The sequence below is a fragment of the Paenibacillus sp. N3.4 genome (assembly GCF_008017805.1).
Lineage (GTDB): Bacteria > Bacillota > Bacilli > Paenibacillales > NBRC-103111 > Paenibacillus_E.
The window spans coordinates 67,277-88,420 of the sequence record NZ_VRTT01000013.1 but is presented as its reverse complement, the minus strand read 5'-3'; the positions used below and the strand labels follow the sequence as shown (position 1 = coordinate 88,420).

Here is a 21,144-nt window from a genome sequence, read left to right as displayed (position 1 = left end):
CCAAAGTTGCCGTAATCGTGAAGGCAGCATTATCTAAATTCGTCAGATTCGGATGGCCGGCGTTTTCAATTGAATCGACGTATTGTTCGGGTTCTGTATAGCGAGCGGATAGCTTTGTTTGCCCGTCACCGTGACATTGTTTAAGTCTGTAAGAGCGGTAAGCTGATTGCCCCATGTATTTTTGTAGTACGAAGTATTCTTAACGGTTATGTTGCTTGCATTCCTTAACTGTATGATTTTGGGGTTAGCGCTCCCTTTGACCATTTTCATATTATCCAGGGTCGCATTTTTAACATCATCCAGCACGATGGCATACCGGTCATCGTTTTTCTCAAATCTTGTCGTGACATTCGTAAACGTCAGACCGTCCACGTGTCTAGCCCAGAACCCGTAGGATGGCTGTTCCCCAATGTCTGAAATGTTGTACTTGCCGACACCCAGCTCCGGCGGACTAATTTCCGCATCGGCAATGCTATTGCCGCCCTTGACTAACACATCGACATTTTCAAAGTGCAGATTCTCAATATAGCCAATGCTGCGTCCGTCCGGCAGGATCGGTCCGCCATCACCAACTTTGTAGCCTGCAATGATTGGCGTTGCTTTGCTCTGATTGGTATATGGAACCCATCTCTTGGAAGGATTGCTATACTGACTTCCTCCATACACCTCTTCGATATTGACATCCTTAATGAAAATATTTCTTACATGCCCAATATTGACATTTTTGCTTAACAGCTCATCACGCTGTACACCGTTTTCCATCCATTTCATTCTTACAGCATCGCCGCCGATCACACGTCCCCTATTGGAAATCGAAATAAAGAACGGTGCCCGCGTGCGTCTCATTTGCGCCTTATGGTGAATGGGACCTGTCTGACCATAATTCAAATAAATATTTTCCACCGTAGCGCCATCATTCGTGGAAATGGAAAATCCGGCTTTATTTCCAGCGAGAACGTAAATATTATCCACATAGGCATTTTTAATGTCGTCTACGGTTTCACTGCCGATTTGGAATAGATTGCAGTTGGTGTCGCCGATAATGTTGCGAACATAAAAATTAGATGCCGGTTTTGTAAAGCCTAGTGAAGAGTCGCTGCCTGGCTTGACAATATCATCGGAGGTGCCTTTGGCATAAATATTTTTCGCATACACATTGCTGGTTTGCATGTAGTCAAAAACGTCTCTGGCGCTGCCGCTCGCATCCTTGCCATAATAAAAGTCATGCGTATTGACATTTTCCGAACCTGTTGAAAGCATAGCAAAATGCCCTGCCTTATCCACTCTGAGCATATTGCTAATGTCTCTTTGCTTGACTTCATTTTTGCCGTCTGGGTCAATGCTTTGAATATAATACGGTTCGTCCGTTGTCGGTGAGTTTGTCTCTTCGTACCACAGGTCAAGCCCGTTATCCAAGCCGCCGAATTCAACATTCGTACTTAGTTTTACTGTAAGCATCTTATCGCTGCGATTGTCCGGCGTATTACTCATGACCCCGTCACTGGTCGTTAAATTGCCGTTTCCTGTAATTCTGCCATTTCCGATAATCTTGATATTGTCTAATCTTTCGCCAAAAAACATGCTGTTTCTAAAGTAATGATGGCCTACGTCCTGCTTGGTAAAGTAATTTTCAGGATCTTTGTAGGGTCCTGTTGCCGTTGCGGACGTACCCGAGCGATATCCTAGATCCGAGAAGTACGTGGTCTCTGGAGCATCGCCGCCTTTTAAAGCAGATAGGGTCGCATCTTGATTGACATACAGGTAGACATTGCTTTGAAGATGAACGGTTCTTATGTTAAACGTGCCGTTTTCAAACAGCAGCGTACCGCCGCCCAAAGCATTCAGATACAAAATGGCATTATCAATGGCTTGCGTGTCATCCGCTTTCCCGTCGCCTTTTGCGCCCATCATCTTGGCATTAAATTTGCCGGTATAATATTTGGCAATATTAGAGTCTCCCGTGTTCGCTCCGCCAGCAACTGCGAGTTTAAAGTAGTACTCTTTATTCGGATTAAGGTTTGCAACCTCCACTTCTATACTTTGCGCACCGACTGAAGCATTACTCTCAGTCCAGCTTGCCCCCTTATCCGTTGATTGCATCAGCTTGATGGAAGCGGCATCCTTTGCAGCACTCCAGTTGAACTTTGCCTTTGTATAAGTATCGCTGCTTTCCTTATAAGTAAGGCTTTTATCCAATACGCGATTAAAGCTGCTTATTGTGCTGACTACTTGTAAACTCACTGTACCCCATGGGCTTGTTAATACTTCCGGCTCGGATGTCTTGTAGGAAGCAGCAAATTCATAACTGCCTGCCGCCGATGCTGTGACACCCTCAAACGTAATTTTAAGATCAGCTCCATTGGCCGGTCTGAAATCAAGTCCCTTAAATGTGATGAGCTGACTTCCATCCGCCTGGTTATCGATAGCAACCGTACCTACCTGCTGGAATCGGTATCCGGCACCCGCTCTGCCTATAGATTGCGTCGCAAGTTCTGAAAGCTTAACTTTGCCTCTGCCGATTACATTCACTGATGTATTATCCATCGTTGCTCCGATCCCCTTTGGAACCTTGAGCAAGACCTCTGTTGCTGGACTTCTCATCCCTGCAAAGAAATTCAAAGCGACGTCAGACGGCGTGTTTGCAGTGATTGCACTACCCACGAGCTCCATCTTGCCTCTCAACGCGCCTTTGGTGACATTTACTGAGTAATTGTGAGTATCCGATCCTGCAGTTACTGTTAAAATGTCACCCTTTGCTATTGGATCCGTCAATTGTTTAGTCCCGCTTGCACCCTTGACTGAATAAGTTTGAGAAGTAGAATTCGAAGATGTAATGGAATTCAGCAGTTCCCCCACTGTTTTTATGGTCAATGTGGTGCGGCCAGCACCTTCAGCCGTATCGACTGTGTAAATATAGGTGTCCCCAGATGTAATCGTAATTACATCTCCTGTTATATCGCTAACATAGTTATAGGCTTGTTCTTTCAATCGGATGTCCGTATTTCCCATTACCGTAATGGCGTAGCTCGATTGGGTCTTGCCGTCCGCCGCAATTACCAGTAGCTTATCTCCAGTCACTAACAAACCGGAAGATTTGATTGTGTTGCTGGAATCTACAACCGCATAGGCTTGCGTCGAGCCGTCTGTCGATTCCACCTGAGCTGTGATATCTGCCACCGTTGTTCCTGCAACGGTATTGAATGTATGGGCGCTCGTATCAACAGCAGTCAGCTTAGGATGTCCGGAAGTCTTCAATTGGATATTCGTATTGTCTTGTTTCAAGCTTTTCGCAGGCACTGCCACTGGAATGCTTGCTGTGAGTGCCTTGGAATTATCGGAAGTTTTCGTAACTTCCAAAACTAATGAAACGGTTGTGTCTGTTTTCGGAGGGATAATGGTCCCGCTTGTTTGAATGACAGCCGGATTATCCGTGCTTTTAATTACCAAAACAAATCCAGATGGCACCGATGGCAGCACTAGGCTGGCGGCATCCTGCACGGGTGCTGGAATTGCGGCAATGCTTGCGGCAACCTGAGCTGCCGTGGTTCCGGCAGGCACTATGACCGGAATGCTCGCTGTAGTTCCCTTTGCGCCATCCGCCAATCTTGTCAGCTCCAAAACCAGCCTTACGGTTGTATCGGTATCCGGAGGTGTAATCGAGCCGTCCGTTTTAATCACATTCGAATTATCCGAACTTTTGATCGCAACGGAAAATCCTGGGATGACCGGCAGCTTTAAGCTCGTGTCGTCTTTCGCTGGTAAAGCGATCGATGCAACAGAATAAGCGACAATCGGCGTAACAACCGGACCGATTGCGATTCTATCGAAATCGGGAGCCCAAGCGGAATTATTGAAAACTTTAATTGTATTCGTTCCGGCATTCAAGTTCACTATTGTAAACGTATTCAAAATGGGATTGAAATCGGTTCCGGGACCGCTCACGGATACCTCGGTCGCTCACCGCCGTTGACGCTGATAAAGAATGATCTTGATCCGGCGCCAATGCCGTAAGCCATTTGCATAAAATAAGCGCCTGCAGAAGGTACGGTAACGTTCTCAAAAGTTACGTATCTGTCCGGGCTGTTCCCTACGTTCTTTAACTTTTGCCCGTTGCCCGTGCCAGAACAAGGTGTAGTAGCGCTGCAAGTCGCTATCGTAACAGGTTGAGTGACCGTGTTGCTGGTTATTGTCGCACTCTCGGCTTCATAGCTGGTCCAGACGGCACCCGTTTTAGCAGGTACCGTTACCGTGATACTTCCGGTAGTAGCCGTCGTTACAGGGGTGTCAGTCGTTCTTGTAACCAGGAATGTTAAATTAACGTTAGTATTCGCAGCCGGAGGGATGATCGATCCGTGCAGTTTAATAACATTGGCGTTGCTTGTAGAATTAATCCTGATTCTAAATCCGTCGGGCACCGACGGCAGAACCAGATACGGAGCGTCAGTAGGCGGCACCGCAACTGACGTTATGCTTGCCGCAACTTCAGCAGCTGTCGGCATTACGGCTGCCGACGCGGTATTTGTGTTTGCCGGTGAGAAAAATACACTGAAACCGATCAATAAAGACAGAACCAATGACACTGTCTTTTTCACAAAAAATCACCCTCATTTAATAGTATTTTTCCTCATTTGCGACTTCTTGCCAGCATTTGTTTAGATATCTCCTACTCGAAATCTTGTCATGAAATTCAGATCAATTGGAACCAAACATTCATTCAGCGTTTTACCGGTTACGCCAGCAGCCCGATCTTGATCACCTCCATTAAAATCAGCTTGGTCGGCATTATCACTAGCTTGCTGTCGGTACCTGGCCACCCATTGCACCTTACTGTACATCACTTCTCAGAAGTCATGTGATAGGTGATCTTATCGAAAATGTTCGAAATCTTTAGGAAATGAGCGGACCCTTTCAGTGGATGAGCCTGCTGCGATATTCCGTTGGTGTCTCTCCAAGAATTCTTTTAAATGTCTGTCCAAAATACTTTGGATTATCGTAACCGATATAATCCGCTACTTCTTGACACTGATAGCCTCTTTGCAATAAAACACAGGCTATCTCAAGCTTTCTTGAAATAAGGTATTCCAGAAAAGTCCGCCCCAACTTTTGTTTGAACAATGCAGCCAAATAGGTAGGAGAAACGTTAGCTTGTTTAGAAACCTCTGTTAATGTAAGACGTCTACGTATATTGGCATCTATATATTTTAAAGCAACCGTAATCGGTTTCTCGTTTGACCTATTGTCGGGTACTACAGAAAGAGGTGTCCCTTTTTTAGATTTCATCTGCAATACCTGCTGTGCCGCTTTCTGCAAAGCCTCCAAGATCTCACTGACGCTCGCTGGTTTTAACAAATATTCGGCCACACCGAATTTGATTGCTTGCCTTACCATAGAAAAATCCTCATAATCAGCAATAATAATGCTAACAACATGAAGTCCATTTTCTTTTAAATTTCTTAGTAATTCCAATCCATCCATTTCAGGCATGCGTATATCCGTCAAAACAATATCAGCTTGAAACTTTTGAATTAAATGCAACGCCTCCAAGCCATTTGTTGCTTCCCACACTGAGAAACCCAAACCGGCTTGATTTGCCACAGAACGAATACCCTCTCTTATGATTCCTTCGTCGTCCGCAACGACAATGTTCATTCTGTCAACTCCCTTTTAAATATAAGCGAAAGTTATATCTCAGTGAAAAAGACTGTCCTTCCTAGAATAGGAGTCAGTCTGTTGTCATTAATTTTTGTCAATCGGCGTTTTGCAGCTTGTATCATGAGGCAATGTCAACCTTTAACCGCCCCGGAAGAAAGTCCATGTATAAAATATTTTTGCAGGAACAAATATACGGCTGCAATAGGAAGCGCTCCCATTAATGAACCGGCCGCAACCCAACCAATATTGTTATTATATTGTCCGAAGAAGCTGGAAAGTGCCACAGTGATCGTACGCGTTGCTGGTTTTTGCAGAAAGAAAACGGAAAACTGGTAATCATTCCAAATTTGCACTCCGGCTAAAATGATTACAGTGGCCGTAATAGGCTTCAAAAGCGGTAAAATAACCTTATAGAATAATTCGAAACGCCCGGCCCCATCGATCATAGCCGCTTCGTCAAGCTCTCTTGGAATCGTCCCTATAAAGCCGGTATACAGAAAATGGTAATCGGCAGGTAAAAAGTGACATGCAGCAGTATAATCCCCCAGAAGTGATTCATTCCACCAATATCGACCATAAACTTGTATAGCGGAACAAGAATAGTGAGTGGCGGTACGATCAAAGCGGAAATGAAAAGCATGTAAATGAATTTGTTCCATGTACTCCGATTGCGTGCCAAGGGATAGGCAGCGATGGATCCAAGAATGATGAGGATAACTACCGCAAAGCTGGTTACGAATGCATTATTAATGAACGCACTGCTTAGATTCGCTTCCCGCCACGCGTTTTTGAAATTATCCCAAAATAAGTAACCTGGCATGATCCATTTCGAGCTAATATCGTCTGAAGCCTTAAAAGAAGTCGTAAGCAGAATATAGAACGGTAAGATGTGAATCAAAGAAATCAGCAGGGAGAAAAAGTTTTTCAACTTTTGCTTTCCTCTCATGACGTAACCTCCCTGCGTCTCAAATAGAATAACGTCGTGAGACTGACAACAGAAATCATGACGAACATCAAGTTCCCGATGGAAGCTGCGTATCCTGCGTCCTGGCGTCCGAAGTAAAGCTGATACATGAGCGTGGAAAGCGATGCAGAAGCGTATCCAGGTCCGCTGTTTGTCATCGCCGTAATGATATCGAACAGCTTCAGCCCACCAATCAGGTTGAGCACAATACTGATCGTCAAAGAAGGGGCAAGAAGCGGCCAAGTGACATGGGCGAAACGAGCGAATGCCCCTGCGCCATCTATCGTAGCGGCTTCGTAATAATCCTTAGGAATCGTTTGAAGACCAGCAAGAAACAAAACCATTGCGATGCCAAGATATTGATAGGTGTTCACAAAAGTGATGATCCATACGTTAATGTTCGGATCGCCAAGTAAATGAACAGGCTGATCTTGAAATAGCAGAAGAACGTCGTTGATAGCGCCGCCTTGAAATTGAAAGAAAAAGTACCAAATATAGCCCATAATGAGTGGGCTGATGATGACAGGCAAATAAATGACTGTTCTCGCAATCCCCCTCGTCCGGATGCTTTGATTTAAGAATAAAGCGTAGGCCAGCCCAATCACATTTTGAAAGATGGTACTACCCATGCCATAAATAATCGTGTTCTTCATTACTTTTATAATATCCGGGTCCGTAAACATGCGTTTGTAATTGCTAAGGCCAATCCGTTTATACTCCTGCGAGTAGCCATCCCAGTTCGTAAATGAGATATCAATTCCTTTAATAAAAGGATAAAAAATAAAAATACAGAACAGGATCAGCGCAGGGGCATATAGCAAGTTGAGGATGCTTTTACTGCGGATACTCTTCCGAAAGAATCCGCTTTTCATTTGCCGTTCGGCAGGAACAGGCATGGAAGTTGTCTGGGGTTCTGTCATTCGTGCCCCCTCCTTGGGTTGGTTGGTTAGGGAATAAGGAGGGCGGAGGGCCCTCCTTGTTCCCTCATTATTTGTTGCGTAAGCGATCCACTTCTTGCTTCATCTTGTCGGAATATTGTTTCGGTGTCGCACTTCCGGCAAGCAAAGCCGTGCCCGTTTTACACATTACATCCCACATGCCGTTCGGTAGGTAAACCCTATCGAAATAAGGGAAGACGCGAATACTAGCATACTTGTTGTAATATTCAGTAAATTCATGTTTCGATTCTACACCTTTCAAACCAGGAGGCAACTTCGATGCATTGGCGATCTTCGCCATATTTTCCGGTTTCGCAAAGAAAGCGATTAATTTTTTCGAATCTTCAACATGCTTGCCGTCTTTCCAAACCCCCATCGTATTGCGCTCGCCACCAGAGAAATTCGGCGCGTCACCGGCTACCATGGAAGGAACGGGCATGAAACCGATTTGAAGATCCGGCTTAACTTTATGAACTTCATCTGCGAAAGATGGGCCTAACAGTGAGAAAGCCACTTTTCCTTGCGCGAATTGCTGAGGGAGATCGCTGTATTTTGCTGTAAGCACATCTTTATTGATATACCCTTTCTTTTGCATGTCGAGTAATTTCTCTGGAAGCGGACTCCATTTATTCCAGTCAAATTTGTTATCCAGCAAATTCTGTCCATCGTTTTGTTGCGGGCTAATCAAAAGTGAAGTGGCAAAGTAATCGAAGAATTGGCCGATCATCCAGTCATCAATGCCTGAGAAGAAAAATGGAGTAACTTCACCTTTACTCTCCGTTTTAAGCTTCTCGGAGGCTGCCAACAATTCGTCGAACGTTTTCGGAGGCTCAATACTGTACTTTTTCAGTAAATCGGCGTTGTAGGTCAGGCCGTCCTTTGCTTCGCTCGTTACAAGGACGTATACCTTGCCATCCTTATCTGTTACGACGTTTTTGATCGTATCCGTCATATTAGGTACCCAAGGCTGGTCTCTCAGGTCGGCCAAATATTTACCGTAGCGAATGATCGCCCACCCATGCGTATCAAATACATCAGGCAGGTCGTTCGCTGCCATTTTAACCTTCATAATATTTTCATATTCGGACCCCGGAAACTGGAGATCCACATCAATTTTCGAGTTCTCTTTTGAATAATCGCCCGCAATTTGTTTATAAACATCTTGGACGGGTTTGTCGTTGGTATTGAGGAATACGGTAACCTTGGTTTTCTCTCCACCTCCGCTACTTACTGTATCCGTACTTTTAGGTGCTTGAGTCGGTGCGGTTGTGCTTACAGCCGGTGTTGGACTTGGATTAGCTCCGGCTTGTCTCTGAGAACAGCCGGCTAATGTAACGGATAAGGCTAACATCGGTATCATACTGCTTAGTAAAACTTTCCTCATCTTTTGACTTCCTCCCTTTTCATTTTGATTTTAGAGTGTTTTTTCTTCTCGATACAAATTGTATCACATAAAATAGCGCTTACATATGTACTAAACCTACGATGTAAGCGTTATTTTCTACACTTGTACTATTCGTATCCTTACAGGCATCGATAACTTTGTTCCGTTAGAAACGAGAGTGAAAATTAAAGTAAAAAGCGGTTGACAACAACAGATACGAAATGTAACATATGATTCGTATTGTATCGAGACCATTGTCAAGGTCTGTCAAGATCAACTGAGCACAATGAAGACAAGCTGTTCAGCGCGACAACCTATTCGAAATATGTCGCTTGATGGCGAGCCACCTCACAGCGATTGCAACAAAAATCAACGAATAATCTGGAATAAGAGAGGATGGATCATAATGAAACGTAAAACAATTCTAGTTACATTAGTGTGCAACCTTTGTTTGTCTTTAGCATTATCAGCTCCCGCTTTTGCGGAGGATGCGTCCAAATTTGTCATGACAACTTCGGATAATGAATCGAGCACTGGCCAATTTACTATTACCTTGAAGGGACAGAATATTCAGGACTTATTTGCCTATGAAGCGAAATTCAGCTTCGATGCAAACAAACTTGAAGTTGTCAAAGCCGATACGAAAATCCCAGGCTTCTCCATTTCTCCGCTCGTTAAGAACAATGAAGTAACGATTGCTCATACAAAAGTCGGGAATGTGGATGGCGAGAAGGGTGATCTCGATATTGGCACAATAACCTTTAAGGCGAAAAAAGTAGGTTCAACGAATGTAAAATGGACCTCTTTGAAGATCGTCGATCACAATTTAAGAAGTCAAGTCTTTACACCGAATGAATCTTCGGACTTCAATAAAATTTTCAGCGATCTCGCCGGCCATTGGGCTAAATCCGATATTATGCTGATGGTGAGCAAAAACATTGTGGAAGGTATGGATGACGATCATTTCGCACCAGACACTAATGTGACAAGAGCACAATTTGCAACCTTAATTTCCAAAGCATTAAACCTGAAAGATGACAATGTACAAAATCCGTTCACTGACGTTGCATCCGGTTCCTGGTATGAGAGTCCCGTGAAGAAGGCTTATGCGGCAGGCATTATCAACGGAGTTTCCGATAGCAATTTCGCACCGGAAAAGAACATTACGCGTGAGGAAATGACAGCGATGCTGATGAGAGCGAAGGCTCAGTCAACGGGGACAAAGTGGAAGACATGAAGGCTAGCGCATCGATTCAATTCAAGGATAAGAGTGAAATCGGCATTTGGGCGGAAAAGGTTATTGAGCTTGCAGTGGAGGCAGGATTAATGAACGGTAGAACAGACCATGAGTTTGCTCCTAAGGAACATGCAAACCGGGCAGAATCGGTAGTCGTTATTAAGAGATTATTAGCTGGTTTAAGCTCTTCTTAAGAGTTGAAGATTCATAGTGAATGCACACATTATCGATTACGGATCAGCCCAAGGATAAACGACTTCGTCGTCCTTCAGGGACGAGTGAGTTTATCAAGGTAGATGCGAAGTAAAAGTGTAGACATATTCTTTCTGGCTACTAAAAAAAGGGACAGATCGAATTTAACCCATTCGACTGCCCTTTTTATTCGTTATGTCTATTTTATGCTTAGTGAAGTCCTTCCAAGGCTGCTTCCTTTTTCACTGCTTCTCCGGGTTGCTGCTGCCCCCGACGTAAGAACAAACCTAGGAAAATACCAGTAATGGATACGATAAGCATAATACCAAAGGTGTAACCGAAAGCTTCCGGTGCAACGGTAAGCATTGCCTTCTGCATATCAGCAGGTCCTTTAACGACCAGCTTATTTTCAGCAATCAATTTGGTTACGCGAGAGGATAGAATGGTTACCATTGTCGCCACTGCGAAAGAGTTGATGACCTGCTGCATAGCACTGGTTAATGAAGTCACACGGCTAACCAAATCGCGCGGCGCTTTGCTGATCAGATGCGAATTGAGCGGCATCATCATCAGCCCCATGCCAGCACCAGCCATGATAAGAGGTAAAATCAAGTCGTGCCCCTCTGTCGTTGCACTGACATGAGAATATTGGAAAATTGCTCCCGAAACTAGACTAAGTCCCACAACGACCAACCATCTAACACCAATTTTATCAAATAAATAGCCGCCAATCGGCATCATAGCTGCGGATGCCAAGCTTGCGGGAATAGGGTCATCCCGGTGTCAAACGCCCCATAGCCGCGAGCTTGTTGGAGAAATTGCGGGAGAAGGAAGATCGCCCCGAATAAGGAAAACTGCAGCACCCATTGTACGAATATGCTGAACGAGAAATCAATCGAACGGAACACACGGAGTTCAAGCAGTGGAATCGGAGCCTTCAGCTCAACAATAATGAAACTGATCAAGGCTACGACCCCTACAATAATACCGAGGAGTGTTTTCTCCGAGTCCAGCTCTCCGCACCTTGCGCGATTCCATATGATAATGCTGCGAAGGCGATCGGCCCCAAGATCATACCCGGCAAATCAAAGCCTGCTACCTTTTTACGCTCCGTTTTCGGCAGTTTCCATAATCCAAAAGCAAAGCTGAAAATACCTACAGGTATGTTAATTAAGAAAATCCAGTGCCAAGAATGATATTCTACCAGCCACCCCGCCAATACCGGGCCAATAGCAGGTGCTAACAAAATAGGCACACCCAGCATCCCCATCACTTGACCGATTTTATTCGGAGGACTAAGACGGAATACATAAGCCATAGCGACAGGCATCACGAATCCCCCGCCTAAGCCTTGAAGAATACGAAACACAATTAACCATTCTGCACTGTTTGGTGTCGCGCATAGCAGCGATGCAATCGTGAATAATATGACAGAGGTTAAAAATACGTTCTTCGCACCAAACCGGTCTGATAACCAACCTGCTAGTGGAATAACCGCTGCTGTCGCTAACATATATCCTGTTACCGTCCATTCGATGGTAGGCAAGTCGGTTTGAAAATCGACCACAAGTCTCGACAAAGCTACGTTCATAGCCGTCGAATCGAGGATAACCATGAAAATACCTGATATAATAGCAATAAGCGGAACCAAGATACTTGTAATCTTAAACTCAGGCTCCGTATTACCAGGGTTTGCTGTTTGACTCATTTGTTTGCCTCCTTCGACAATAACCACGCTATCGTGTTATACTTAGTTACGGACAATTGTCCGCAACCTCATATTACGGACAATTGTCCGCAATGTCAAATAATTATTTTGTTAATGATGGATCGTAAGGAGGGTTTGGCTTGAAGCCTGACAATTTCAAAAAGGATGACATGCCTTCTCAACCTGTATGCAAGGAGCCGTCTTGCGGGCGGCGAGAAGAACGCAACTCCGAATATCGCAATCGTATCCTTGCCACAGCACAAAGTTTATGTAATAAACAACAAATTGAAACCGTCACCATGTATCAAATTGCCCAAGAGGCTGGTGTCGGTCAAGGAACTTTATATCGGCGTTATTCTCATATAGGTGAAATCTATACGGACTTATTGCACACGACAACTTCCCAGTTTATTAACTCTTTAGAATCAAGCCTGTCTGCCCCTGAAGAGGGAAAAGCGTTAAATCAATTAGCAAACATCATTAGGCGAATTATTGATTTTGTTGATGAAAAAGCAAATATCCTTTCGGTGATTACCTCCGTTCATACTGAAAAACATAGTTTTACTTTGCATAAAAAACCCATTTTTGTTCGTTTGCGCAGCATCATGGAAACGTTAATTCAACAAGCCATTGATCAAGGTGAAATTCAGGAACTTGACGTTACACTTACCGTTAATGCGCTCATTGCTTCCTTAAGCCCTGAACAGTACTTGTATCACCGCGAGATTTTAGGCTACAACAAAGAACGGTTCACAGCTGGCATTTGCCGCCTTTTCGTCAAAGGCATATAACTACATGTCCGATATGAAAAGACCCGCAGTATACAGGTTATGTATACAACGGGTCATATTGGCATACAATTTTAAATTTAATACCAACTAGTAAACACAGAAGATGTTCCATAGGCTAGCGGAAATGCGGCAGCCACCATCAGAATCGGTCCCCACCAGGTAAAAAATGAAATTCCCAAGCATAAGCTGATAAAAATAAGCGCCGGCAGAACAAGTACAGGAATCGTCGTTTGAAGAGCCTCTAGTTTCGCCTTATCGGACAAATGAAACAAACGCAGAAAAGGTGCTGTTAGCTCCTCTTTACAGAACAACTTTCTCCAATAGGCCAGCAGACAGGCCATAAGAATCCAGACGATAATTTTGATCGGTCCTGGCATGATAAACATGGCGGCACTTATGACAATAACGAACTGGATCGTCATTTTCCATTGCGTACCGTTCCTAAAAAAAGATTTAGCTAGAAAATCAGATAGACCTACGTTCGCACCTGTACCACGAAACAAACGTTGGGATCTTCGGAATAACACCGGATGCTTCCGAGTCGGTTTTGGCTTTCTTCTGACAACTTGGATTAGCATAATCGAAACAATTCTCATCCGTGAGTGGCTTTCTCTCGTTACATCTGCGAAGAAAGCCCCCTTCTGACGAAGCCGCACACGTGTCTGGATGACCAAAAGAACCAGCAGCAGCAGGATCTCCAACCAACTATACATCACTTGTTCCCTTAGATGAGCAACAGACGCCTCATAAAGGAAGAAAAGACCAACAAATGCAGCTATCCGAATTAGCCAGAAGAAGATGCCATATACATGAATGGCAAGTAATTGACGAGCTAATCCTAAATTGAGCTTTAATAAATAAGTGAGCAGATATAAAGATAGGACTTCCAGTGGCGAAAACGAAAATGTTTTAATCAGTAAGGGCAGGAAAACGGCTAGCAAAAATAACGTAGTTGCCCCTTGTAGGACAAGTGAGTACCGGTATCCTAAAACCATGAGTTGTTTAAACCAATGATCATTTTGTCTTAAGAAAAGCTGATCGCCTTCCTCAACAAAGTAACGAATAGTCCCCAACCATGTAAAGATGTACAAGACAATCGTCACTAAGGGCAAGGGTAGCCAACTAAACCAGCTAGGCTGAGTCTGCCACCAAGAGTAGTATTGATAGCCCGCCACGATTAGCAGAGGTATCACAAAATAAATCGCGATTATCCAATCCACGGCTGTTCGCAGCGCGCGGTATTGATAGTGCCAATCCGATCGAATTCTACGTGTAAATAGTTGAAAGTTGCTCGTCAAGGTACGCTCCCCCATCATATTAAAGAATGGAAACAATCGAATAAGGGAGCATCCGGCAGACCGCACTGCTTTTGAATATCCTGAAGGGTTCCTTTTGCTACTAAGCGGCCGCCGGAAAGAAGAACAAACGAACTGCTGATGCGCTCGGCCGTATCTAACATATGAGTGCTCATTAAAATCCCCGCACCGCGTTTTCTTTCCTCATCCAGCATATTTAGAAAATCTTTGATCGCCTTTGGATCTAATCCTATAAAAGGCTCATCCACAATGTACACATCCGGCTTGTTCAAGAAGCCGAGAATCAACATAATCTTTTGCTGCATGCCTTTGGAAAACTTACCCGGTAAATGATGTTTTTCCTCCATAAGTCGAAAACGAAGCAATAAATCCTCCGCTCTTTGCAGAAAAACGTCGCGGTCCAGCTCGTAAACACGGCCGCGAACTCCATGTGCTCCCAAAGTGTCAACTCATCATACAAAATCGGATGCTCAGGTATGTAAGCATAACTTTTCCGGTCGCCCAGAAAAGAGATCTGCCCTTTGAAATCTTTCAGCAGTCCTAGAATGCTTTTGATCGTTGTACTCTTCCCTGCTCCGTTTGGCCCCAACAGGCCGACCAGCTCTCCACGTCCAACGCTAAAATGAATCTGTTTAATGATATCGGACTGTCCATCGTATCCGGCTTGCTCGATCTGTACGTCTAAAACATGAGATGGTCCCGTTATCACGTGCCTTCACTTTCCTTTCCTATCCCGAACCTAACAGCTTCCTATCGAATTATAAATCACAATTCAAAATAAATCATCTTTTTCACACTTGGGATGCTTGAATTGCGCCATTATTTTTGGAAATACGCATAACCATCAATGCTGCAAATAAACAAACAAACCCAGCAGCCATAAAAGGAATTGTATAATCACCAAGCCAATCTCTCATGAGACCTGCCCCGTAGGCAGCAGCGGACGCACCCAATTGATGGGCAACGACTACCCAACCAAAGATCATTCCGGACTTTTCTTTGCCGAATTCTTTGGATGCTAGTTTAACGGTTGGCGGAACAGTTGCAATCCAATCAAGGCCATAGAAAATAGAGAAAATGAGAAGTGCCGATGGACCAGCATTAAGAGCGAACGGCAAGAAAAGTAAGGATAAGCCGCGTAATCCGTAATACCAGAAAAGCAGCTTGCGACTATCAAATCGATCCGACAACCATCCGGAGAGTGTTGTGCCAACGAGGTCGAAGAGCCCCATCAAGGCGAGCAACCCCGCTGCCATGACTTCGGGAATACCATGATCTCCGCAGGCCGGTATCAGATGCGTGCCAATCAAACCATTCGTGGAAAAACCACAGAAAAAAAATGTCCCCGCGAGCAGCCAGAAAGTTTTGTTTCGCAAAGCTGAACGCAGTGTCCGTAGAGGGGTGAGAAATATATTCCCTTGAAAGGCAACAGGTTTCACGACATCTTCTGTACCATAAGGTGCTAAACCTACTTCGTACGGATGATTTCGCATCCACAGGGCTACGATGATTAAAACGATAACGACTGCGCCTACTGCTGCGTATATCGCTGTTCTCCAGCCTACATCAACTGTTATTTTGGCCAGCAGAGGCAGGAATAATAATTGTCCGGTTGCGGCGCTTGCCGTTAACAAACCAATGACAAGTCCTTTCCGCTTTACAAACCATTGATTGCTCACCGTTACACCTAAAACGTTTGCCATCATACCCGTTCCAAGCCCTGCTACAACCCCCCATAGGAGCTCAAACTGCCACAAATGCGTCATCTGGGGCGTAATAGAGAGGCTCAAAGCCAATACTGCCAGCGAGATCACCATTATTCTGCGAATACCGAATTTGGCTAAAACTGCGGCTGAAAAAGGACCTACTAATCCGTATAAAAAGATACTGATCGAGACAACACCGGATATGCTTCCTCGACTCCATCCGAATTCCTTTTCGAAGGGAAGCATGAGAATACTTGGCATGGAACGGATTCCGGCGGAAACCAGCAAGGTAACGAATGCCACGAGGACAACTACCCATCCGTAATGCATGCTTGATGATTTGGTACGTGTGTTCATGTTGTTTCACTCCATCAGCTCTAATTTTGGTTGTACATACAAAATATAAAAAGAAAAGCTTTATTTCTCTAATTGCTCACTTGATAACTCAATTTCCAGCGATAGCTGTCTCGCTGCCTCGATTCCCAAAATGCTCTCATATCTTAAGCTCAAGTTTTTCGACGCTTGACGAATCGTATCTTCCAACTCTTTCCCCTTTTCAGTAGGGTACACCAAGACGGTCTTACCACTTACCTTACGTTCTACTAAATGCTTGCCTTCTAATTTATCAATAAAACGCGTTAACGTGGAGGGTGTTATATATAGCTTTTCAGACAATTCTTTTTGTGAAATGCCGGGAATTCCGTTAACAAGACGGATGAGATACCCGTACATGGGAGTAAGACCTGTTGAAGCAAATTCTTCTTCCGCCATTTTCGTAATCGTACGACTTAAACGATTAGCCGTGAAAAACAAGCAATTGTGCAAGAATCCTTCATCCATGCTGCAGACCTCATTTATCATTTGATTGTATTTTGTATGTACAACTAATATATGATGTTATCCAACCTTTTGTCAATCCTTAAATAAGCCGAACGGGAAAAATACCGTCCAGCTTATTTCTTCATTCGTTTGAGCCTAAATAAGATCCTTCCACCAAGCCTTCATTTCATAAATATAAAATCCTTCGTATTCACCATAAATATGCATATCCTTCTTTTGCTTTGCGGTTAGACGATCCACCTGATCCATCGATTCGACACAATAGGTTTTTCCCGACATATGGGAAACAAACACATAGCCGCCTTCGAATCCTTCCGTTTCCTCCAACAAATGATCCGGGACCCCGGTAACTGCAACAACGGCCTCTAGTGCCCGCTTTTCTGACATGAAAGTGATCTTCTCCTTTATTCGGTTTATGATTGATGGTTACTGCTTAACAGCAGCGGCTGAAGCGCCAATGCGCCTTCATGCTCAGGCTCCAAGGCCAGCGTTTTATGCACATAATCCAGCGCGGCATCTTCGATATGAATTTCATAGCAGCAAATCGCCATATGATAGAACACAGCGGCATTCGCCTCATGATCCTGCAATGAACGTTTAAAAAACACGAGCGCATCATCAAATAAATCCATTTGGTACAAAATCATCGCACAGTCTAAGGCTAGATCATGCTTCTCCTCCATCGGGTAATACCCTTTCCACATGGCATGTATCCCTCTGCGCGTATCGTTCATTTCTTCCTCGCTGCTTATGGGAAGTAAGTTGGAGATGCGCTTCGCGCTTTGTAGAAACAGTTGGGCATCATAGCTGCCTAATCGCCAAAAAGCAAGAAGTTGGGATAACGTCATCTGATCCAGATGCTTGTCAAACCATTCTTTCAGGCTAAAAAAATCATCAGGTCCAAAGCGCTCTACAAACCGCCGATAAGCCAGACGCGTATTGGCATAATTCTTGGGATTTGAAATCATTAGCACACAGCCTACATTTAGGTGTTTATATTGATGGTATGTGAATAACGACTCTGCACCCTTTTGCTCAAAAGCGTGCTTGATCGCATGGTAGTTGGCCGTTAATGAAAAGCTTCCATGATGGATTAATTTGGGAGGTTCTGCATATTCCCAATTCTCTAAGCGATGGTCTCCCTTATCTGCGGTAAGGAGTACAAAACCGGCTTGTGACAACTGGCTCAGTCGTTCCAAACAATCCAGCCCTAAAGCCGGGAAAAGCACATGCGAGTCCTCCAGACTCTCCATATACATCTCGATAACATCGTGATAAGGATAGGATTGCTGCTCATATTCAGCAGCTCGACGATAGTGATATTCTGGAACAACCTGTTTGAGCAAATCAGAGGTGCTTAGCTGCGCAGTCTCATCTGGGAATTTCAGCGAAACTCCACACTCGTAGATTTTTTTTTCATCTACGTACAGCAGTTCCTGCGGGATACTAATCAAAAAAGTAATTCGCGATCACCATTAAGGGCTGCTGCAAATCGCCGGGTTGTATTCGAATGTCAGCCTGTGTCAGGTGAATTTCGGTATCACGCACCGCATCAAATGTCGCGAAATCCAGCACACCCTGTTGTACAAAGGGAAGCAAGCTGCTGTGCTGCTGCCAGTACGCTATATTTTTGACCGCTAAATCACTCATCACATAACGAAAAGGAGGTAGTGAAAGCCCCGAATAATCTCTTAGCTCACATAGCTCCTTAAGAATATGAAAGGCTAGCCGGCCTGAGCCGGCACCCAGTTCGAGAATAGTGAAAGGTTCGGTGGCATCACCTAATCGGATTCTATCTTGCAGAAATCCAATGATCATTTCTGCATAAGCCACTGCGATAATTGGATTATTCGTTATGTACTGAGGAACTTCTTCACTTTGCCAAGCATGAATTCCCTGTTCTTGATAATAGGAGCGCTGCAAATCCCAAATCGGCGCTTCACTGAAACGATAAATATGTGGGGTCATTTCATTAAAACCTACTTTACTAAATGATTGTGTACCCATAATATCATTAGACATACAATTTCGAAAGCGCTGCTTCATTTCCTTGTGGTAAAAATGAGCTTAAATCCATGCCCCTCCAGCTTCGCTCTGCCTTAGAAAACCAGCCAAGGCATTAGGGCACTTGTATCTTCTATGATCTCAATCATGACCAATGCGGCATTCATTCAGCAAGGCCGTCGATTTGCCGTGCATTTGGTTATTTTAACAATTTGCTCTGTTTTCGCATGCCCGGAGCAGCTGCCGCTGCGCATTGGACGACCAAAGACAAGCATTGAGGGTTATTAACAGTTGATTTTACCTGGTAAGACTTCAAATAGAGGTTTTATAGTAAATCTGAGAATAAGGACATACAGCTTCTTTGGCATCTTCGAACACTTCAGGCAATTATGATATAATGCTTCATATCAATAATTGGAGGCTTTATGAGATGAAAATATTTGTCATCCTTTCGTTTAACGGCGACGAAATGGAAAATGTATTTGTAGGCGAGAATGAAGAGAAGGCACTTTCCCTAAAACCGGCAGATTTTGAGAATTGCGAAGCACTTTTCGTTGAGATCTGGGAAGACGGAGAGAAAACAGATGACTATCGGTTAGAGGAATAAATTCGGAGAGCTTCCTATCCTATTCTGAGCATCTACGATACATCTAAAAATAGCGCAACCCTCATTAACAATGAAAGGTGCGCTATTTCTACTACATAAATACAGTCAACCCATTTCAGCGGCGGATACCATGACCGGCTTCACCAGCCCCTTACGCTCCCACGCCCGGCTTCTCCAGCGCAGCAGCATGATCAAACCTCTAAGCCATTCATCAACCATAAAGGCCAACCAGACTCCTAACAGCCCCATACCCAAATGAATACCCAACCAATACGCTAGAGGAACCGCAATTCCCCACATGGAAAGGACCCCCATAAGAACGGGGAATCTCGCATCTCCAGCTGCACGAAGAGAATTAATCACAACCAAATTAAACGTTCTGCCGGGCTCAAGAATAATCGAGAGCAGCAGAATGCTGGAGCCAATCACAATAATCTCTGGATTACTGGTAAATAATTCCATGATATGTTTGCGAAAAATGGATGATATACCTACCACAGTGAAGGTTAGGATGAAACTAATCCGCAGACTTTTCATTAACTTATGGTAAGCCGCTTTCATTTCACCTGCGCCTACCATATGCCCGATAATAATTTCCGTTCCCATACCAATTGCCATAGCTAAGGCCATGAAGTAATTGGAGACATTCATGACATATACATGGGTGCTCAACGCTGTCTTCCCAATAATATTAATAAAGCTGACCATCATCATATGCTGGGATTGCCACGACAAGTGTTCGCCCGCAGCAGGTAGTCCAATGCTTAGAATCTGCTTCAATTGGCGACGATCGAAAGTCAAATAATTTCTGAAACGAATGGGGACTGTCATACGGCGATTCAAGATTATCAGCAATACAAGAAGTCCAATGAGACGACTTACTACCGTAGACACAGCGGCCCCGGTCACGCCCAGCATGGGAAAACCTAAACTGCCAAAGATGAGCAGGAAGTTGCCAGCCACATGGATGATGTTCACCCCTAACGTAACGAACATGACATCCCTTGTCTGACCGTTCGAGCGAAGAACGGATGATATGGCGTATGACAACGCCTCGATCCAAATAAATGCTCCAATAATACTTAAATATCGTTTTGCAATATCGATTTGATCCGGCGCCAAATTCATAAGACGCATCAATGATTCTCCAAAAATGACTAATACAATGCTGACGATACAGCCAAAAATCAGATTTATCGTGATCGCGAGCCCCGATATTTCACTTGCTTCTTTCGTCCTGCCAGCGCCAAGGTATTGAGCAACTGCAACGCTTGTTCCAATCCCGACGAAGCCAAACATTAGAATACAGAACACAATAATTTCGTTCGCCAAGCCAACAGCCCCGGTCACTTGGTCGGAAACTCGGCTAAGCATGAATACATCCGCTGTCCCCAGCATCATTCGCAAAACGGAATCAACAAATATCGGCCATGTGACAGCGAATAAACTTAATTTCTTCCAAGATGGTATAGACGTCAAAACATTCACATCTTTCAACTAGTATGCTTCTCAATTGTAGGTCGCTCATAGTGTAGGATATGAGAACGGTTGCAGTCAAATCCTAATTTCACCAAGTTAACATCAACATCCGCTTAACCTATCGATATCAAAAATATTCTATAAAGGATGACAAAAACCGACAAAGCTTCTTATTTTACAACCCTATAATTATTTATCAATGTGTAATAAAATAAAAAAGTCATTAAATACGATTCCTATTCAAAGATGATGTCATTCATGTAAGACAGGCTATCTTTTCAACCGTCGATTGTTCACAATTTAAATAATCATTCATAGACGAAAGG

The 21,144-nt window shown here is 44.1% G+C and carries 21 protein-coding genes and 2 pseudogenes; 5 read left to right on the top strand and 18 right to left on the bottom strand.

What is annotated here, in order from left to right:
- Positions 1-42: 42 nt before the first annotated feature.
- The 7 genes and pseudogenes from FU659_RS36965 to FU659_RS09240 all read right to left on the bottom strand — a co-directional run bounded on the left by FU659_RS36965 (position 43) and on the right by FU659_RS09240 (position 8,938).
- Complete coding sequence (locus FU659_RS36965) at positions 43-3,942, bottom strand: hypothetical protein (RefSeq protein WP_261807712.1); 3,900 nt, start codon at positions 3,940-3,942, stop codon at positions 43-45.
- The gene (locus FU659_RS09260) at positions 3,939-4,592 is read right to left on the bottom strand and encodes a carbohydrate-binding protein (protein WP_147947304.1); all 654 of its coding nucleotides are present in this window, start codon (positions 4,590-4,592) and stop codon (positions 3,939-3,941) included. The genes FU659_RS36965 and FU659_RS09260 overlap by 4 nt, the downstream gene beginning before the upstream one ends.
- A 60-nt stretch (positions 4,593-4,652) precedes the next feature.
- Entirely contained in the window at positions 4,653-4,814 is a 162-nt protein-coding gene (locus tag FU659_RS35295) for a hypothetical protein (protein ID WP_187274020.1), read from the bottom strand.
- Positions 4,815-4,908: 94 nt separating this feature from the next.
- The gene (locus tag FU659_RS09255) at positions 4,909-5,649 is read right to left on the bottom strand and encodes a response regulator transcription factor (protein ID WP_147947303.1); all 741 of its coding nucleotides are present in this window, start codon (positions 5,647-5,649) and stop codon (positions 4,909-4,911) included.
- Between the two features lie 134 nt (positions 5,650-5,783).
- Positions 5,784-6,598 (bottom strand): annotated as a pseudogene (locus tag FU659_RS09250) (carbohydrate ABC transporter permease).
- Complete coding sequence (locus FU659_RS09245) at positions 6,595-7,488, bottom strand: carbohydrate ABC transporter permease (RefSeq protein WP_261807717.1); 894 nt, start codon at positions 7,486-7,488, stop codon at positions 6,595-6,597. The pseudogene FU659_RS09250 and the gene FU659_RS09245 overlap by 4 nt, the downstream one beginning before the upstream one ends.
- 115 nt (positions 7,489-7,603) lie before the next feature.
- Positions 7,604-8,938, bottom strand: coding sequence for an ABC transporter substrate-binding protein (locus tag FU659_RS09240; protein WP_261807711.1), 1,335 nt, complete (start codon positions 8,936-8,938; stop codon positions 7,604-7,606).
- Between the two features lie 406 nt (positions 8,939-9,344).
- Here FU659_RS09240 and FU659_RS09235 point away from each other — a divergent pair, with 406 nt between their 5' ends.
- Together FU659_RS09235 and FU659_RS09230 are read left to right on the top strand one after the other, a co-directional pair.
- A complete protein-coding gene (locus FU659_RS09235) occupies positions 9,345-10,175 on the top strand; it encodes an S-layer homology domain-containing protein (RefSeq protein WP_187274019.1) in 831 nt (276 codons plus the stop codon).
- Positions 10,172-10,369, top strand: a complete 198-nt coding sequence (locus tag FU659_RS09230) for an S-layer homology domain-containing protein (RefSeq protein WP_147947301.1) — start codon at positions 10,172-10,174, stop codon at positions 10,367-10,369. Before FU659_RS09235 ends, FU659_RS09230 begins: the two co-directional genes overlap by 4 nt.
- A gap of 208 nt (positions 10,370-10,577) precedes the next feature.
- Here FU659_RS09230 and FU659_RS36960 read toward each other — a convergent pair whose 3' ends face one another.
- From FU659_RS36960 to FU659_RS36950, 3 genes are read right to left on the bottom strand one after another with little or no spacing between them, the layout of a single operon-like run.
- Entirely contained in the window at positions 10,578-11,123 is a 546-nt protein-coding gene (locus FU659_RS36960; RefSeq protein WP_261807710.1) for an MFS transporter, read from the bottom strand.
- The gene (locus tag FU659_RS36955) at positions 11,105-11,332 is read right to left on the bottom strand and encodes a hypothetical protein (protein ID WP_261807709.1); all 228 of its coding nucleotides are present in this window, start codon (positions 11,330-11,332) and stop codon (positions 11,105-11,107) included. Before FU659_RS36955 ends, FU659_RS36960 begins: the two co-directional genes overlap by 19 nt.
- 11 nt (positions 11,333-11,343) lie before the next feature.
- Positions 11,344-12,075 carry a DHA2 family efflux MFS transporter permease subunit gene (locus FU659_RS36950; RefSeq protein WP_261807708.1) on the bottom strand — a complete coding sequence of 244 codons (732 nt, stop codon included), beginning with the start codon at positions 12,073-12,075 and terminating at the stop codon, positions 11,344-11,346.
- 140 nt (positions 12,076-12,215) lie between these two features.
- On the opposite strand from FU659_RS36950, the gene FU659_RS09220 reads away from it, so the two are divergent.
- Positions 12,216-12,866, top strand: a complete 651-nt coding sequence (locus tag FU659_RS09220) for a TetR/AcrR family transcriptional regulator (RefSeq protein WP_147947300.1) — start codon at positions 12,216-12,218, stop codon at positions 12,864-12,866.
- Positions 12,867-12,943: 77 nt separating this feature from the next.
- Here FU659_RS09220 and FU659_RS09215 read toward each other — a convergent pair whose 3' ends face one another.
- The 7 genes and pseudogenes from FU659_RS09215 to FU659_RS38225 all read right to left on the bottom strand — a co-directional run bounded on the left by FU659_RS09215 (position 12,944) and on the right by FU659_RS38225 (position 18,750).
- The gene (locus FU659_RS09215; RefSeq protein ID WP_187274018.1) at positions 12,944-14,164 is read right to left on the bottom strand and encodes an ABC transporter permease; all 1,221 of its coding nucleotides are present in this window, start codon (positions 14,162-14,164) and stop codon (positions 12,944-12,946) included.
- A 14-nt stretch (positions 14,165-14,178) separates the two neighbouring features.
- Positions 14,179-14,888 (bottom strand): annotated as a pseudogene (locus tag FU659_RS09210) (ABC transporter ATP-binding protein).
- A gap of 85 nt (positions 14,889-14,973) precedes the next feature.
- On the bottom strand, positions 14,974-16,245 hold the full coding sequence (locus FU659_RS09205; protein WP_147947298.1) for an MFS transporter: 1,272 nt from the start codon (positions 16,243-16,245) through the stop codon (positions 14,974-14,976).
- Positions 16,246-16,305: 60 nt separating this feature from the next.
- On the bottom strand, positions 16,306-16,728 hold the full coding sequence (locus FU659_RS09200; RefSeq protein ID WP_147947297.1) for a MarR family winged helix-turn-helix transcriptional regulator: 423 nt from the start codon (positions 16,726-16,728) through the stop codon (positions 16,306-16,308).
- Between the two features lie 135 nt (positions 16,729-16,863).
- Entirely contained in the window at positions 16,864-17,115 is a 252-nt protein-coding gene (locus FU659_RS09195; RefSeq protein ID WP_147947296.1) for a hypothetical protein, read from the bottom strand.
- Positions 17,116-17,141: 26 nt separating this feature from the next.
- Entirely contained in the window at positions 17,142-18,182 is a 1,041-nt protein-coding gene (locus tag FU659_RS09190; protein ID WP_315971295.1) for a tetratricopeptide repeat protein, read from the bottom strand.
- Complete coding sequence (locus FU659_RS38225) at positions 18,175-18,750, bottom strand: class I SAM-dependent methyltransferase (RefSeq protein WP_315971294.1); 576 nt, start codon at positions 18,748-18,750, stop codon at positions 18,175-18,177. The genes FU659_RS09190 and FU659_RS38225 overlap by 8 nt, the downstream gene beginning before the upstream one ends.
- Before the next feature lie 110 nt (positions 18,751-18,860).
- Between FU659_RS38225 and FU659_RS36945 the strand changes: the two genes are divergently transcribed.
- On the top strand, positions 18,861-19,010 hold the full coding sequence (locus FU659_RS36945) for a CxxCxxCC domain-containing protein (RefSeq protein ID WP_397355391.1): 150 nt from the start codon (positions 18,861-18,863) through the stop codon (positions 19,008-19,010).
- A 152-nt stretch (positions 19,011-19,162) separates the two neighbouring features.
- Entirely contained in the window at positions 19,163-19,339 is a 177-nt protein-coding gene (locus FU659_RS35290; RefSeq protein ID WP_187274017.1) for a hypothetical protein, read from the top strand.
- Positions 19,340-19,444: 105 nt separating this feature from the next.
- Here the strand turns inward: FU659_RS35290 and FU659_RS09180 are convergent, their stop codons facing one another.
- On the bottom strand, positions 19,445-20,836 hold the full coding sequence (locus FU659_RS09180; protein ID WP_261807707.1) for an MATE family efflux transporter: 1,392 nt from the start codon (positions 20,834-20,836) through the stop codon (positions 19,445-19,447).
- Positions 20,837-21,144: the final 308 nt, after the last annotated feature.

Bases quoted from the DNA above. Each gene is read 5' to 3' on its own strand.
- FU659_RS09255 (WP_147947303.1), bottom strand. From the start codon at position 5,649: ATGAACATTGTCGTTGCGGACGACGAAGGAATCATAAGAGAGGGTATT.
- FU659_RS09245 (WP_261807717.1), bottom strand. From the start codon at position 7,488: ATGAAAAGCGGATTCTTTCGGAAGAGTATCCGCAGTAAAAGCATCCTC.
- FU659_RS09240 (WP_261807711.1), bottom strand. From the start codon at position 8,938: ATGAGGAAAGTTTTACTAAGCAGTATGATACCGATGTTAGCCTTATCC.
- FU659_RS09235 (WP_187274019.1), top strand. From the start codon at position 9,345: ATGAAACGTAAAACAATTCTAGTTACATTAGTGTGCAACCTTTGTTTG.
- FU659_RS09230 (WP_147947301.1), top strand. From the start codon at position 10,172: ATGAAGGCTAGCGCATCGATTCAATTCAAGGATAAGAGTGAAATCGGC.
- FU659_RS36950 (WP_261807708.1), bottom strand. From the start codon at position 12,075: ATGAGTCAAACAGCAAACCCTGGTAATACGGAGCCTGAGTTTAAGATT.
- FU659_RS09205 (WP_147947298.1), bottom strand. From the start codon at position 16,245: ATGAACACACGTACCAAATCATCAAGCATGCATTACGGATGGGTAGTT.
- FU659_RS09200 (WP_147947297.1), bottom strand. From the start codon at position 16,728: ATGGATGAAGGATTCTTGCACAATTGCTTGTTTTTCACGGCTAATCGT.
- FU659_RS09195 (WP_147947296.1), bottom strand. From the start codon at position 17,115: ATGTCAGAAAAGCGGGCACTAGAGGCCGTTGTTGCAGTTACCGGGGTC.
- FU659_RS38225 (WP_315971294.1), bottom strand. From the start codon at position 18,750: ATGTCTAATGATATTATGGGTACACAATCATTTAGTAAAGTAGGTTTT.
- FU659_RS35290 (WP_187274017.1), top strand. From the start codon at position 19,163: ATGAAAATATTTGTCATCCTTTCGTTTAACGGCGACGAAATGGAAAAT.